At 65.9% G+C, this 15525-nt stretch carries 8 protein-coding genes; 6 read left to right on the top strand and 2 right to left on the bottom strand.

All coding sequences use genetic code 11. The features are described from left to right. Window positions 1-552: 552 nt before the first annotated feature. The 4 genes from NTV05_04365 to NTV05_04350 are packed head-to-tail and all read left to right on the top strand — an operon-like array spanning window position 553 to window position 4445. The gene (locus NTV05_04365) at window positions 553-1887 is read left to right on the top strand and encodes a hypothetical protein (protein MCX6543632.1); all 1335 of its coding nucleotides are present in this window, start codon (window positions 553-555) and stop codon (window positions 1885-1887) included. A 12-nt stretch (window positions 1888-1899) separates the two neighbouring features. Next, entirely contained in the window at window positions 1900-2829 is a 930-nt protein-coding gene (locus NTV05_04360; protein ID MCX6543631.1) for a metal ABC transporter substrate-binding protein, read from the top strand. 8 nt (window positions 2830-2837) lie between these two features. Continuing rightward, window positions 2838-3707: a metal ABC transporter permease gene (locus NTV05_04355; protein MCX6543630.1), complete on the top strand. Its 870-nt coding sequence runs from the start codon at window positions 2838-2840 to the stop codon at window positions 3705-3707. A 48-nt stretch (window positions 3708-3755) separates the two neighbouring features. Continuing rightward, window positions 3756-4445: a hypothetical protein gene (locus NTV05_04350; GenBank protein ID MCX6543629.1), complete on the top strand. Its 690-nt coding sequence runs from the start codon at window positions 3756-3758 to the stop codon at window positions 4443-4445. A 239-nt stretch (window positions 4446-4684) separates the two neighbouring features. On the opposite strand, the gene NTV05_04345 is transcribed toward NTV05_04350, so the two are convergent. Then, complete coding sequence (locus NTV05_04345) at window positions 4685-6928, bottom strand: hypothetical protein (protein ID MCX6543628.1); 2244 nt, start codon at window positions 6926-6928, stop codon at window positions 4685-4687. A 220-nt stretch (window positions 6929-7148) separates the two neighbouring features. Between NTV05_04345 and NTV05_04340 the strand changes: the two genes are divergently transcribed. Then, window positions 7149-8009: a trypsin-like serine protease gene (locus tag NTV05_04340; protein ID MCX6543627.1), complete on the top strand. Its 861-nt coding sequence runs from the start codon at window positions 7149-7151 to the stop codon at window positions 8007-8009. Window positions 8010-8089: 80 nt separating this feature from the next. On the opposite strand, the gene NTV05_04335 is transcribed toward NTV05_04340, so the two are convergent. Next, window positions 8090-11296, bottom strand: coding sequence for a hypothetical protein (locus NTV05_04335; GenBank protein ID MCX6543626.1), 3207 nt, complete (start codon window positions 11294-11296; stop codon window positions 8090-8092). A 184-nt stretch (window positions 11297-11480) separates the two neighbouring features. On the opposite strand from NTV05_04335, the gene NTV05_04330 reads away from it, so the two are divergent. Beyond that, entirely contained in the window at window positions 11481-15518 is a 4038-nt protein-coding gene (locus NTV05_04330; GenBank protein MCX6543625.1) for an amino acid adenylation domain-containing protein, read from the top strand. The last annotated feature ends 7 nt before the right edge of the window (window positions 15519-15525 follow it).

Here is a 15525-nt window from a genome sequence, read left to right as displayed (position 1 = left end):
AGCCTTGGACGACGCCGATTTGAGCACCATCATAGCCGAAAGCGTTGGAGAATCTTCTGGCTGGAAGGACCGGAAAACGACAAGAGTCGCGGCCCCGGATTGAAATTGGTCGCGCCCGCTACTATCATTGAAACAGTGGGCATAGTCGAAGTCGACCGGCGCGTGCGAGCATGTGCGGGGTGGAGCATTGCGCTGTACCTCGTGGTTATCATGGCCACCCCCGCCTTGCACCACGACTTTGCGTGTCATCAACACTCTCCCCGACACTGTGCCGCCTGTGCGGCGAATCAGGTCGCTGATCACACCGGCGACCAGACCGTTCGCACGACGGGGGTGTTCCGTGTCGTCGGAGAGGTCGTAGCCACCCCGCGGCTCGCTGTGATGACTCCCGTCGCTTCCGCGACGACGGGCCGATCGCCTCCACTCGTTATTTCCTGATCCCGACTGCCCCTGTAGTTCCTCGGAGTTGCTCCCGCGAAGACGCGGAGGCACCGGTGTCTGCCCGGCCCCCAGGCTGGTGCACGTGAGCGGACTCGGCATCTGGAGGTCTCTATGCGTCACTGGTTGCGTATTTCGGCATTGGTGGCAGCGATAGCCCTCGTGTTTGCGATCGCGCCGGCTCGAGCGCAGACGACAGATCCCGAGGCTATGCGAAAAGCGATCGAACAACTCCGCAGGGAATTTGAGCAGATCCGGAAGCAGTATGGAGATCGCCTCGCCGCGCTGGAAGCGAAGGTTGCGGCATCAGCCGTGGTGACGCAGGATCAGCCCGCCGTAGCGGCGACCTCGCCAGCACCGGCCCCGCCAGCGCCGGCCCCGCAAGCCCCGGCGGAGGCCGGCATTCAGACTCAGCCTGCACCCGCGCCCGGCGGCGCCAGCAGCGCGGGGGCGTCGAAGGTGTTCAACCCCGACATTTCGGCGATAGGGAACTTCCTCGGGACGGGGGGCAACAGCACCGGCAATCCCGATCCCGGCAAGGCGCTGGAACTGCACGAATCTGAAATCGCCTTGCAGGCGATCGTCGATCCGTACGCGCGTGCCGATTTCTTTCTGTCTTTCGGCGAGGAGGGCGTGAGCGTCGAAGAGGGCTTTGTGACGTTTCCGACGATCCCCGGCGGGCTGCTGCTCAAGGTGGGGAAGATGAGAGCGGCATTTGGCAAGGTGAACGGCCTGCATACGCACGTGCTTCCGTGGGCCGACCGCCCTCTGGTTACGAGAAACCTGGTGGGCGGCGAAGACGGGATCAACGATGCTGGCATCTCGGCGGCCCGCCTCATTCCGAACCCCTGGTTCTTCCTCGAGGCAACCGGACAGCTGTTCCGGGGCGATTCGGCCGACGTTTTCCGGTCCAGCCAACGAAGCGACTTGGCGTACCTCGCGCGGCTGCGGGCGTACCAGGACCTCAGCGAGTCGACCAATGTCGATCTGGGAACGTCGTTCGCGACGGGCCACAACAACTCAGGAGTGACGAACGGCATTGACCTCGGCCGGTTCACGACCCGGCTGTTCGGCCTGGACGCGACGCTGCGCTGGAAGCCGTTGCAGCGCTCGATCTACCGCTCGTTCATCGCCCGCAGCGAGTTCGTGTGGAGCCGGCGCGAGCAGAACGACGGCCCTCAGTCGGCCTTCGGGTACTATGTGTCTGGTGACTACCAGCTTGGCCGCCGGTGGTTCACCGGCGTGCGCGTAGACCGCTCGGCGCACGCCGACCATGCGGTGCTCATCGACACCGGGCAGGCGCTCGTGCTCACGTACGTGCCCAGCGAATTCAGCATCATTCGCGGGATGTACAGGCGGACACGCTACGCGCAGCAGACCCAGACCGCCAACGAATTCCTGATGCAATTCCAGTTCGCGATTGGCGCGCACGGCGCCCATCCGTTCTAAGGGCACACGCATATGACCAGACACGCTGTCACGCTCATCGTTGTCTCGGCGCTGATGATGCCGGCCGGGGCAATCGCGCAATCGAAGCTCAACGTCGTTGCGGCCACTGAGGATCTGGCTTCGCTGGCCCGCGAGGTCGGCGGTGATCGCACAAACGTCGAGGCGATCGCCAAGGGCTACCAGGATCCACACTTCGTTGAAGCCAAGCCGAGCTTTATCCTCAAGCTGCAAAAGGCCGACCTGCTGATCGTGGTCGGCCGTGACCTCGAGATTGGCTGGTTGCCGCCCCTCATTCAACAGAGCCGCAACGCGAAGGTGCAGGAGGGCGCTGCGGGCTACCTGGATGCCTCGCAGCGTGTGAGGATCCTGGACATCCCGACCGGTCAGATTACGCGGGCGATGGGGGACGTGCACCCGCTTGGCAATCCGCACTACTGGATGGACCCAGAAAATGGGCGCATCATCGCGAAGGAAATCGCCGATAGGCTCTCACAGTTCCGGCCTGGCGACAGCGCGTACTTCGAGCAGCGGCGCGCCGATTTCAATGTTCGACTGACGGAGGGGGAGAAGCGCTGGTACGCCGACATGGCGCCCTACAAGGGCATCAAGATCGTCACGTACCATCGGTCGTTTTCGAACTTTGCCGATCGATTCGGCCTGGACGTGATCGGTTACGTGGAACCCCGGCCTGGCATTTCCCCAAGCCCCGGTCACACCCTCGAGCTGGTGGGCGAGATGAAACGTCTGAGCGTCAAGATCGTGCTGGTCGAGCCGTATTTCGACCTCAAGACGCCAGAGGCCATCGGCCGAGCGACCGGAGCGCGGGTGCTGGTGATGCCCCCGTCGGTAGGGGGAGTGAAGGAGGCGACCGACTACGTCAGCCTCTTCGAGTACAACATCAAGCTGCTGGTGGGCGGAATCAAGGCGGTTGGGGGGAAATAGGAGTCACGATGGATTGGACGATCGTGAGCTTTCTCGCGGCGCCGTTCGCCGCGAGCCTGATCCTTACGGGGATTCACGCGTATCTCGGGGTCCACGTGGTCGAGCGTGGAGTGATCTTCGTGGACCTGTCTCTCGCGCAGTTCGCCGCGCTCGGCGCCACGCTTGCGCTGGTGATCCAGGCCGGTGCGGGGCAGGCCCACACGTCCCTGGTCTACTGGATGAGCCTGGGCTTCACCTTTATCGGCGCGGCGGTGTTCGCGCTTGTCCGGACCCACAAGTCGCGGATTCCGCAGGAGGCCGTCATAGGCATCTGCTACGCCGTCGCGTCGGCGGCGTCGATGCTCGCCATGAGCAAGGCACCATCTGAGAGCGAACACCTCAAAGACATGCTGGTCGGCAACATTCTGGCGGTGTCCTGGGAGAAGGTCATCCAGACCGCCCTGCTCTACGCTGCGGTCGGGGCCTTCCATTTCGTCTTCCGCAAGAAGTTCCTCGCCATTTCGGTGAACCATGATCGCCCGGAAGTGACCGGGCTAAACGTCCGGTTCTGGGACTTCCTGTTCTATGTGTCGTTCGGCTTGGTTGTCACCTCGTCGGTGTCGATCGCGGGTGTCGTCCTGGTGTTCTGTTACCTGATCGTGCCGTCAGTCGCCGCCATGCTCTATTCGGAGCGCATCGGGACGCGCCTGGCGATCGGATGGACGATGGGGACGGTCGTGTCGGCGGTGGGCGTGTACCTCTCCCTCATTCTCGACTTCCCGACCGGAGCGACCATCGTGTGCACGTTCGGCGTGACGCTGGTCCTCATGGCCGCGGTCCGGCCGCTGATCCTCTATAGGGGTCGGGACCAATTGTCGACAACGTCTCGAGTGGATTAGAGAATTGGCGCCTGCGTGACCGGATTACAATTCTGTAATGAGAGACGCATGCCGACGGTAATCCGTCCCGGCCCCTCTTCCTCGTGGCGATGGGGGGGACTCCTGCTGGTCAGGCTCCTGATGGACGCCGCGCTGATCGACGCCGGCATCGAAACGTGGCTGAGCGGGTCGCCGGCTCGCCTATGGGTGGCGGCGCCGATTGCGCTCTATGTCGTGCTGAGCCTCTGGGCCCTTCGACAAGGCTCTCGGCTTGCGGCTCCTGGGATCGTCACTCAGACGCCAGCGGCGTTCTACCTGTTTCTGGGGATTCTCGTGTGGCTTACCCAGGAACCGGCGGGGCTCGCCGTCGGCGTCGTCATGTTCAAGCGGTCAATGCCCGCCATCCTGACATCGACCGCGCTGGTCATCACCGTGCTCGCCACGCTGCGCATGGCCACGCCACGCGGCCTCGCCGTATGGCTCAGGCTGATCATTCTGGCGCTCGGCGCATATGCCGCGTCCGCACTCGCCCTGGGCCTCGCGCACGGCACGCCGCTGCAGGAACTGCTGCGCGGCCACAGCGAGTGGCACCGCGTGCCCTATTGGGTCCAGGGAGCGTTTCTGGGCGCCGCCGTGCTCACGCCGCTCGCCTTTGTTCGAGAACTCATCGTCAGCATGAAGGTGCTCACCCTGCGGGGCCATCTCCGCTGGATGGTCGTGTTCGGTCTCGGCGCCTGGATCGCTATCAACGCGTTGTAGAGAAATTGGGGTCGGACCTAATTTCCTGTTCGGCGCAGGAATTACGTTCCTGTTGGGTTCGGGGGTGTCCTACTTCCACACGATTGGGACGCCCGTGGCGCTCACATCCGTGGCGTTCCTGATCGGGCTGTTCCTGCTCCCGCTGGGCGTAGAGACCAGGGGGCAATCGCTTCCGGACTAACTGGAGGCGGGAAGGCGCCGCGGCCACGACGCGGAAGCGGGATCTCCATCCGCCCGCGTCACGCCGCGAGGGCGGCTTCCTTGGCCGGGGGGCGGCCGGCCGGATGTCGAAACACGCCTGATGCGAATGCGGCCACCGCGTAGCACGCGGCCCCCGCCAGCATCGCCCAGGTGAACCCGAAGACGACGGCGACCGACATCGTGCCGATCGAACCGACGACCGAGAAGATGCCGTTGAGGCCCCAGTAGAATGGCGGCGGCGGGAACGGTCCGACTCCGCTCGCCTGCAGGCCGCGGGGAAACGGCATGCCCATCAGGAAACCAAGCGGCGCCGCCACAACGATGGCAATCGCGATGCGGGCAGTAAGCGGCATCCAGAGCAAGGTTGGCACCAGGCGCGGCAGCGCGAACGCGTAGGCCGCGGCGAGCAGGGCAATTCCCGCGCACACCTTTCCAATCGAGAATCGGCCGCTCGACATGCTGCCGACCCCGCCGGCCGCCAGCAGCGTAAACAGCAAGATCGACAGCGTGAAGATCGGATGACCCAGCAGCAGTGTGAGGTGCTGAAGCAGGGCCAGTTCCACCGCGATGAACCCGAGGCCGAGCGACGCGAAATAGACCAGAGACCGCGCGTAAGGACCGGCCGGTTCGCCTTCCGGCTTGCCGAGAGCGAGAAACGCCACGCACAGGAGTGCGACCGGTGCGAGGATCAGGAAGAACGCACGCCTCATCGTCGCCGGGATGCCCCACGGCTTCTGTCGCGCGAAGAAGAACGGGCGATCGTCGAATACCGGGTCCACGCGCGTGTCGGCGGCGTCGACGTACTGTGCCAGGGTCGTACGGCCGTCGAACAGCGCCGCATATGGCTCCTCGACGTGGCGGCCCGGGATGATGATCGGCCGCGCCGATTGCCAGCCATCCATCCGCGCCGTCTCGGCGCCGGTGAATGGCTGCTTCTTCAGGATGAAGATCATCTGCGGCGGATCGCCGGGTCCGCCATCCCGTTTCTCGAGGAACACGGCGACGCGCTTGCCGGCCTCAGTCGGCCCGAGCAAGGCGACGGCGTTCGAGACCAGGCGCGCCACGTCAACGTCCCAGCGCAGAATCACCAGTTCGCCCTCCGGCGTCAGGTGATCGAAGTACGCCTTGAACGCCTCCACCGTGTAGAGGTGGTTTTCGGAGAGTGACAACCCGCCCGACGCCACGGCCGCCCACGAATCTACGAAGCCGAGCAGAATCACGTCGAACCGGCGATCGGTCCGCATGATGAAATTGCGACCTTCAGAGAGAATGGTCTCGACTTTCGGGTGATCGTAGAGGTTGCCGGCCTTCGCGCCGAAATGCCGCACGAACTGGAGCATGAGCGGGTTCATCTCGACCGCAGTCACCTGCTCGGCGCCCGCCGCGATGGCAACCAGCACATCCGAACCGCCTCCAGGCCCGATGACGAGCGTCTTCGGCTTGTCCGGCGCGACCTTGAACGGCAGCGCGCGGTACCACTCCTTCAATGGGGCGATGCTCTCGGCCCGGCCGTCCCATTCCAGGATGCTCGTCCACGCGTCCGAATCAATGTAGAGTCTCGCGAGATAGGGCGACGCGAAGCCCGTTACTGCGTCGATGCGCGAGTACGCGTTCCACCCGGTCAGCGCAACCTTCGCCCCGGGCGTGGCTGCCATGTGCTGATACATGCCCTTGGTCGGCGCGCTGCGGATCTTGAACAGGCCCGTCTGTTCGTTGAGACCGATGGCGACCAGCAGCAGCACAATCGCGACGCCAGCCGGCACGCGCAGGCGCCGCCAGAAGCAGAACGACGCGATCAGCGGTGCGACCCCGACAGCCAGTATCGCGTTCTCGCCGCCCAGGTACGAGAGGATGGCGGTGACCGCCAGCGCGCCGCCGGATGCGCCGAGCAGATCGGCGAAGTAGAGGCGCGCGGCTTCACTCTGCCGGATCGTGAACACCATCGACAGCGCCATCCCGGCCAGCAGGAACGGAAAGAGCGACACCGCGAAGTAGAACGGCAACAGGCCCGGATCGAAGGGCGCCCGCACCATCAGCCAGAGGCACAGGGGAATCGAGAGCCCGTAGGCGAACGTGACGCCGGCCGCGCGCTCGATCGTCAGCGCCACGCGCCGGCGGAGCAGATGAACCGCGAAGCCTCCCACGCCCCAGCCGAGCAGCGCGACCGAAATCGCGATAAAGGCGAAGTGATACCAGATTGTCGCCGAGAAGATGCGCGTCAGCCCGATCTCGAACATGAGACCGGAGAGCGTGATGAGGAAGATCCCCGCGTAAAGGGCCATAGTGCAACCGTTCGTTGTCGTCGATCCGGATCAGGGCAAGCGCGTCACGTTACGTCGGTCTGAGGGTGAGCGTCAAGCCCGGTTATGTCAGGCCGGTGCCCGTGTGTGCTTGAAGTGCCGCCCCGCGGGCCATACACTCATGGGAGAGCGTGGCAGTCGGCGCCGGTCACGGTCGCACGACCCCCCGCCCTCGCGATCCGACTGGAGGGCCCACGTGCGTATGTCGGCAAGGATGACGCTGGCGCGTATGGCTGTTGGCATTGCCGCGGTCGCGGCCATGACGGCACCCGCTTGCGGCGGCGGCTCCAATTCGACGCCGACGACGCCCACCAGTCCCACCTCACCGTCGAACCCCATCCCCCCCGTGACAGGAAACGCCTGCGGCGCGGTGGCGGGGTTCTTGACCACGCCAGAGACGATCGTCAACGGGACCGACTGCGTGCCTCAGGCCGCCAGTTCGAGTGTGCTGTGGTTGCAGGTGCTCGTTGGCGCTGAGAAGTTGGACCACTACTGTTCCGGCACGGTGATCGACAGCCAGTGGGTGATGACCGCGGCGCACTGCCTGCACGCAGACGCGGCTGACGTCACGGGTGTGAGGGTCGACCTGGGCAGCGGACCTTTCGTGTTCTCGACCGAGTTCCATGCCAGCCCGGGCTACTCAGGCACCGGTGCATCGTCGCTCGATGTCGGCGTTGTGAAGTTCTCGCAGTCGTTGGGCCGGACGCCGACACCGCTCCTGCTGAGCCGCGACGTGAGCCGAGGCGAGCAGGGCGTGATCGCCGGCTACGGCCAGTCAGCGACCGGGAGCATCGGCACGTTGCGCGCGGGCTTTGTCACGGTGTCGGACGTCACGTCCTCCTATCTCGTTGTGACCGCCACGACGCCGACAGCCAGTTCTGTCTGTGCCGGCGATTCTGGCGGGCCACTGCTGATCTCCGACGGAGGCGTATGGGCGGTGGCGGGGATCACCTCGTCGGCGACGGACTACTGCGTGAATGGCACGAGCAACTTCGCGCGGGTGAAGAACGACGGCATCTCGAGCTTCATTCTGAGCTACGTGTCCAATGCGGCACAGAGATAGACAGGACGGGCCTGAGGATCGGAAAGCTGTTCGATCCTCAGGCCCGCGATCTGCCACGCGAACCGGTTCTGAAACCGGCCCTACTGCGGAATCATGACGACGAGGAACGACTGCGGCGCGCCGATGGCCGTCACCTGGTCGCCCACCAGCTTGCCGAGTACGGCCTGATACCGTCCGGTTGTTGCCAGCGGCGCCCCGCCGCCGCGTCCGCCGCCGAAGCCTCCCTGGGCTTGTCCGGCGGCGCCAGGGGTTCCACCCGCCTGGCCACGCCCGCCCGCCTGGCCCGTGCTGCCGATCTGGCCGACTGACTGGATCGGGACAACTCCCTGAGGCACCTGGCTGTCTCCGTCCGTCGTCTCCGCATCGCCCGGCCGCGCCGGTGCCGCCGGGGCTTCCCCGCGCAGATTCCACACCACGCGCCGCAAGCCGGCCGTCTTCTCGAGGTCGAGCCGGCGGACCTGTTTGCCCGTCTCATCGGTGATCGTCAACACGAGCTTGGCGTCGGCGGGCATGTCCCTGCTGACGTTGTACGTGAACACCGCGCCGAACGGCGGATTCGGCGTCGTCCAGTTTCCCGACAGCGATCCGATGCCGGCGGTGCCGGCGGGCGCCATCCCGGTCTGGCTGAACGAATACGCGTCCCGCAGCGGGAACAGGTGCGCGTCTTCGGCGAGCGTCTTCGCGTTGACGTCCCTGAGGGCGCTGTAATCATCGAGGATGTAGAAGCCGCGACCGAACGTCGCCAGCACGAGGTCGTTCTCGCGGCGCTGCACGGTCATGTCACGCACCTGGATGACCGGGATCCCGGCCTTGAACTGCGTCCAGTGCCGCCCGCCATCCACGCTGACAAAGAGGCCAAACTCAGTACCCGCAAACAGCAGGTCGCCGTTGACGTGATCCTGAATGATCGACCACACGTCGTGACGGTCCGGCAGGTCGCCAGCGATGTTGGTCCATGTGCGCCCGCGGTCGGCGCTCTTCACCACGTATGGCTTAAAGTCTCCGCGCTGCCAGTTGTTGAGCGTGACGAATACGACGTTGGCGTCGCGTGGCGATGCGAACACGTCGGACACGTAGGTCCACTGTGGCACCCCAGGGAACTGGTCAATCTTGCGCCAGTTCTTTCCGCCGTCCTCAGTCGCCTGCACGAGCCCATCGTCTGTGCCTGCGTAGATCAAGCCTTCGAGCAGCGGCGACTCATCGAGTGACACGATGTTGCTGAGCGCCGTGCTCGATGTGTTTCGTGCAACCGAGTCTGCGGGCCACAGCTTGCCCATAATCGGGATCTCGTCGCGATTGAGGTTGCGCGAGAGATCGCCGCTTACGGCCGTCCAGGTATCGCCGCGATCGTCACTGCGATAGAGCTTGTTGCTCGCCCAGTACAGTCGTTTCGATGAATGCGGACTGATGATATACGGTGCGTCCCAGTTGGCGCGATCGCCGCCGGCGGCCCCGCCGCGTCCGCCGCCCTGTCCGCGTCCGCCTGCCGGCGCCGCCCCAGGCTGGCCCGCAGGAGGCTGAACCACGGGAGGCTGGCCGCCTGCCATGGCATCGTCGCCGCCGCTGCTGCCGCCCCGGCCGGAGCCGCGCGACTGCGGCGGCCGGATCGACTTCGAGACACCCGTCGACACGTCGTAACGACTCACGTTTCCATCCTGCGACGAGGCGTACACGATGTTGGGATCTTCCGGATCGTTGCGGCTCTGGAAGCCGTCGCCGCCGGCGGCGATGAACCAGTCGCTCGTGCGGATGCCCCAGCGATTCAGGGTCCGCGATGGCCCGCAATGCGACCAGTTGTCCTGCGCGCCGCCGCAGACGCGGTAGAACGGGCTCGAGTTGTCCGTCGACACGCGGTAGTACTGAGTCACCGGCAGGTTCGTGAAGAACCTCCAGGTTGCGCCCTCATCGTAGGATTCGTAGACGCCGCCGTCGTTGCCGAGCAGCATGTGGCGTTTGTCGGAGGGATCAAAGGTGAGCACGTGGTGGTCGACGTGAACGCCCGTGTTCTCCCAGCCCGTCCGCAGCCAGTTCTTGCCGCCGTCGGTGCTGCGTTCCATGTTCACGTTGATCGAGTAGATCGTATCTGGCCGCCACGGGTCGACAAACAGCTTGTGGTAGTACTGTGCGCCGCCGCCGCGATACCAGTCGTCGCGGGCTGGAGTTGCCTGGCCGGCCGCCGGAGCGGCCGCCGCCTGCGCTCCTGCCGCTGCGCGTCCTCTACCGGCCGCGGCTCGAGCACCGGCCGCGCCCGCTGGGGCAGCCGCTGCCTGCGCCCCGGCCGCTCCTGCCGGAGGAGTGGCCGCCGCCTGCGCGCCGCCCGCGGCAGCTGCCCGGCCACCGCCGCCGCCCCGACCGGCTGGCGGCGTCATGTGACCGATTCGCGACCAGGTCGCGCCGAGATCGTCAGACCGGTAGAATCCCGCCTCGTCGCGCTTCGCATCCACAATCGCAAACAGCGTCGCCGGCGATTTTCGTCCGTCAATGGCGAGGCCGACCCGCCCCATGTCGCCCGTTGGCAGGCCCTTGGTGAGCTTGGTGAACGTCTTGCCGGCGTTGGTCGACTTGAAGATCCCGCCTTCCGGACCGCCGCCGATCATCTGGCCCACCGCCCGCCGCCGCTGATACGCCGCCGCGATCACGATGTCCGGATTCCTGGTGTCGAGCACGACATCGGTGATGCCGGTGTCCGGGCTGATCGTCAGGACCGCTGTCCACGTGGCTCCGCCGTCGATGGTCTTGTAGAGTCCGCGCTCTCCGCCGGCCGACCACAGCGGGCCTTGAGACGCCACGTAGACCACGCTCGTATTGCGAGGATCGATGGCGATCCGTCCGATGTGCTCAGACGTGGCAAGCCCCATGCGCTTCCAGGTCTTGCCGCCGTCGATCGACTTGTAGACGCCGTCGCCGAAGTGGGCGCTGCGCTGACTGTTGTGCTCGCCGGTCCCGAGCCATAACGTGTTCGAGTCCTTCGGATCGATCACCACGCAACAGAGCGAAAAAGATCCGCCGTCGTCGAAGATCGGATTGAACGTGACGCCCCGGTTGGTCGTCTTCCACAGACCGCCGAAGGCCGAAGCGATGTACCACACCGACGGGTTCTTCGCGTCGATCGCGATGTCGGCTATGCGTCCGGTGGCGATGCCGGGCCCGATGCTGCGCAGTTCGAAGCCTTTGAGCAGGTCGGCCGTCAGACGGTCCGTACCGCCGCCGGGACCCTGCCCGGCTCCGACGATCGCCGTCGCGACCAGACCGATCCCGAGGGCTGTCAGTAGAAACAGTCTTCTCATGTCAGCGCTCCCCGAAAATGATGTGACGTCGAATCGCCTCAGAGGTGCAGCCGGTGCGAGGTCGATTCTCCTCAGACGTGTCATGGCGTGACGGCATCCCGTCGAGCCAGATGGAGGCGGTGCGAATGGTACCACAGTGAGGCGTTCATGAAGCGTCATCATGCCGTATAATCAAGCGTCCTTCATGAGTCATCGAGTCCACAGCGATCTGTCGCCCCTGCCGGTCGTGGACTCGACGTCCGGGCCGCGTCGGCACCCTGAACTGCTGCACGAGTTCTTTGAACGTGCCGCGATACGCTGGCCGGACCATGTCGCGGTTGAAGTGCCGCCGGGCCTCGGGCGGCCGCAGCGACGGTTCGTCACCTACGCTCAACTCAACGAGCAGGCAGACGCGTTGGCCACAGCGCTTCGCCAGCGCACGTCGGGCGAGTGCGTTATCGCAATTCAGCTGCCTCGCACTTCCGAACATCTGTATGTGGCCCAGCTGGCCGTGCTCAAGGCAGGCGCCGCGTACGCGTGCATCGATCCGGCGTTCCCCGATGCCCAGGCCGAGGAGATTCTGCGCGATTCGAACGCGATCGCGCTGCTCACCGACCGCGACGGAGCTGAGCGCGCCGTGACGTGCGGGCTCGATCCGGGCTTGACGATCGACGTGGTCGACTGGTGCCGCCAGGAGGGATTGCCCTTCGCATCGGCAGGAGCGCCGGCGTGGGTGACGCCCCGGGATCTCGCCTACGTGATCTACACCTCGGGCACGACGGGACGGCCCAAGGGCGTCATGATCGAGCACGGCAGCGCCGCGAACCTCGTGGCTGCCGACATCGACGAACTCAACGTGTCCTCGGCCGACCGCGTGTCGCAGAACTCCTCGTCGGCCTACGACTCCTCGGTCGAGGAGATCTGGCTGGGCTGGGCGGTGGGCGCCACGCTTGTGGTGATGGACGAAGACACGGCAAGGCTTGGGCCGGATCTGGTGGCGTGGTTGCAGCGCGAACACATCACGGTGCTCTGTCCGCCGCCCACGATGCTTCGCGCGATGGGATGCGCCGACCCGTTGACCGCACTGCCCGACCTTCGGTTCGTCTACGTCGGCGGCGAGGCGTTGCCCAGGGACGTGGCCGATCGATGGGCTCCCGGCCGCCTCCTGATCAATGGCTGGGGACCCACCGAGTGCACCGTGACCGCCATCCGCACGGAGATTCGGGCGGGCGACCCGATTTCGATTGGCCGTCCCGTGCCCGGACTTCAGGCGTTCATCTTGGATGAGCACCTCGAACAGGTTCCCGATGGCGTCAAGGGCGAGCTGTGCATAGCCGGCATCGGGCTGGCAAGAGGGTATCGCCATCGGGAGGCGCTGACAGCGGAACGCTTCCCGCATCACCCGACGCACGGCCGCATCTACCGCACCGGCGATCTAGCCACGCGCCAACCCGACGGCCTCTTCTTCTATCACGGCCGGATCGACGGGCAAGTGAAGATCAGGGGCTACCGCGTGGAACTCGAGGCGATCGAGACGCGGTTGTCAGAATGCCCGGGCGTTCGCGAAGCCGCGTGCCGCGTGCAGGAAGATGAAGCCGGACAGACACTGGTGGCGTTTGTGGTGCCGGAGCGACCCGATGCGGTGCCGACCGCGGACGAACTGAAAGCGGCCATCCGGGGCGTGCTGCCGGCCTACATGGTGCCCAGCCGCTTCGGCGTGTTGAAGGCACTGCCGAGGACCGTGGGCGGCAAGGTGAGCCGGACCGCGCTGCCGATCCTCGAGGCGGGCGGCAACGGCCATGCCGATGGCGTGGCAGACCGGCCCGCGGCCACTCCCCGGAGCCCGATCGAGATCCGGATCGAGGCGGCCATTCGCGACGTCCTCCGGCGCAAGGATCCGATCTCGATTCACGACGACTTCTTCTCTGATCTCGGCGGGGATTCGCTGCACGCGGCGATGCTTGTCTCGCTGTTGCGCGACGACCCGTCCACTGCGAGCGTGACCGTCCGGGACGTGTACGTCGCGCCGACCATCGCCAGGCTGGCCCACAAGGTGGCCGCAGCCCCGCACCAGGGGGCGCCGCGGGAGGCCTCCGCGCCACGTGTCGAGGGACGTCCCGTCTTCGCCACCATCGTTCAGCTCGCATGGTTGACTGCGGGCCTGCTGGTCGTGTCGCCCGCGGCATATCTGATCACATTCACGCTCGCGCCAGCAGTAGTCAATCGCCTTGGCCTTGGCGTGTTCATCCTCGCGGCTCCGTGGCTGTCGATGGCGGCACTGGTCCTCTACACGCCACTGGCGGCGCTCGCGGCGATCGCCATCAAGCGCGTGTTGATAGGGAAGTATGAGCCGCTGACCGCGCCGGTGTGGGGCGGGTTCTACGTCCGCAACTGGATCGTGCAGCGGGCGGTGCGGCTGGTGCCGTGGCGGCTGCTCGAGGCCACCCTGTTTCAGCAGACGGTGCTGCGCGCGCTCGGCGCCCGCATCGGCAAGGGCGTGCACATCCATCGGGGCGTCAACCTGCTGTCGGGCGGATGGGATCTGCTGGACATTGGAGACGATGTCACGATCAGCCAGGACGCGGCGCTCAACGTCGTGGACTACGAGGACGGGCAGGTCGTGCTCGCTCCCGTGACGCTCGGCTCGGGCGTCACGATCGAGACCCGCGGCGGTGTCGCTGGCTGGGCCGTCATGGCGCCTGACAGTCAACTGGCCGCGCTGTCGTACCTGCCGCGTGGCGCGAGCGTGCCAGGTGGAGAGCGATGGGACGGCGTTCCAGCCGCACCAGCGGGCGCGGCCGCGATTCGGCCGTCGATCGCAGATGGATCGCACGAGTGGTCGCCCGCATCGCACGGCATCCTCATGATCCTGGCGCGCACCGGGTTTGCCGCGCTGCGCCTGGTGCCGCTGGCGCTGCTGACCGTGGCCGCCGCCAGCGTTCTGGGCGTCGAGGCCCGGCACGTGGTGGCGTGGTTGAACGCGCCGACGGTTGGCGCCTCGTGGCTGGTTCCGTTGCTGATCGTGATCCTGGCCGCGTCGCCGTTGACGCTCATGCTGGAGATCGGGTTGATGCGCGCCCTCGGACGCGTGCCCGAGGGAGTCATCAGCCGGTGGAGCCTGGCGTACATTCGCGTGTGGCTGAAGACGAGTCTGGTGCACAAGGCCGGCGAATGGCTGAGCGGCACGATGTTCTGGCCCACGTGGCTCCGTCTCACGGGCATGACCATCGGTCCCAACTGCGAGATCAGCACGATTCTCGATCTGGTGCCCGAACTGGTCGAGATCGGGGGAGAGACCTTCTTCGCCGATGGCATCTACATCGGTGGACCGTTCGTGCATCGCGGCACCGTGACCCTCTCGCGGACACACGTCGGGGATGATTCGTTCGCGGGGAACCACGCCGTGATTCCATCCGGCCAGCATCTGCCGGACGGCATCCTGGTCGGCGTCAGCACGCGGGCCGACGACCAGTTGATGCGGCCGCACACGTCCTGGTTCGGCCATCCGCCGTTCGAACTGGTCAAGCGGGAGATCGTCGAAGTCGACCGCAGTCTGACGCACGAGCCGTCGTGGATCCGCTACATCAACCGGATGCTGTGGGAGGCGGCGCGGTCGGCCCTGCCGATCGGATCCGCGCTGGTTGGCCTCGCCTGGCTGAAGACGCTGGCCGCGGCCGACGACATGGTGCCATCGGCCGTGGTGCTATGGGGTGTGATGCCGCTCGTCACGCTCGGCACGGGCGCGGCGTTCTGTCTGCTGGTGTTCGCACTCAAGTGGGGATTGCTCGGTCGCGTGCGGCCCGGTGTGCATCCGCTCTGGTCGTGCTGGTGCAGCCGGTGGGATTTCTTCTTCGTCGCCTGGCAGGTGTACGCGCGGTTCCCGTTGTCGTACCTTGAAGGCACGCTGCTGCTGCCGTGGTACCTGCGCGCGATGGGCATGCAGATCGGCCGGCACGTCGTGCTCGGCGGCGGCTACTCGCAGGTGGTCGATCCCGACATGCTGCAGTTCGAAGACGAGGCGACGGTGTGCTGCCAGTTTCAGGCGCACACCTTCGAGGACCGCGTACTCAAGATCGACCGCGTCAGGGTTCGCCGCCGCGCGAGCGTGGGCGACGCGGGCGTGCTGCTCTATGGCGCCGACGTGGGCGAGGACACCCTTGTGCTGCCGCACAGCGTGATCATGAAGCGCGAACGGCTGCTCCCCGGGTGCACGTACGCCGGCTGCCCGACGCAGCCGGTGTAGGTCTCAT

The organism is Acidobacteriota bacterium, assembly GCA_026393755.1.
Taxonomy (GTDB): Bacteria; Acidobacteriota; Vicinamibacteria; order Vicinamibacterales; family JAKQTR01; genus JBAXOX01.
This window is presented reverse-complemented; position numbering and strand designations above follow the sequence as displayed.

Bases quoted from the DNA above. Each gene is read 5' to 3' on its own strand.
- NTV05_04350 (MCX6543629.1), top strand. From the start codon at position 3,756: ATGCCGACGGTAATCCGTCCCGGCCCCTCTTCCTCGTGGCGATGGGGG.
- NTV05_04340 (MCX6543627.1), top strand. From the start codon at position 7,149: ATGTCGGCAAGGATGACGCTGGCGCGTATGGCTGTTGGCATTGCCGCG.
- NTV05_04360 (MCX6543631.1), top strand. From the start codon at position 1,900: ATGACCAGACACGCTGTCACGCTCATCGTTGTCTCGGCGCTGATGATG.
- NTV05_04365 (MCX6543632.1), top strand. From the start codon at position 553: ATGCGTCACTGGTTGCGTATTTCGGCATTGGTGGCAGCGATAGCCCTC.
- NTV05_04335 (MCX6543626.1), bottom strand. From the start codon at position 11,296: ATGAGAAGACTGTTTCTACTGACAGCCCTCGGGATCGGTCTGGTCGCG.
- NTV05_04355 (MCX6543630.1), top strand. From the start codon at position 2,838: ATGGATTGGACGATCGTGAGCTTTCTCGCGGCGCCGTTCGCCGCGAGC.
- NTV05_04345 (MCX6543628.1), bottom strand. From the start codon at position 6,928: ATGGCCCTTTACGCGGGGATCTTCCTCATCACGCTCTCCGGTCTCATG.
- NTV05_04330 (MCX6543625.1), top strand. From the start codon at position 11,481: ATGAGTCATCGAGTCCACAGCGATCTGTCGCCCCTGCCGGTCGTGGAC.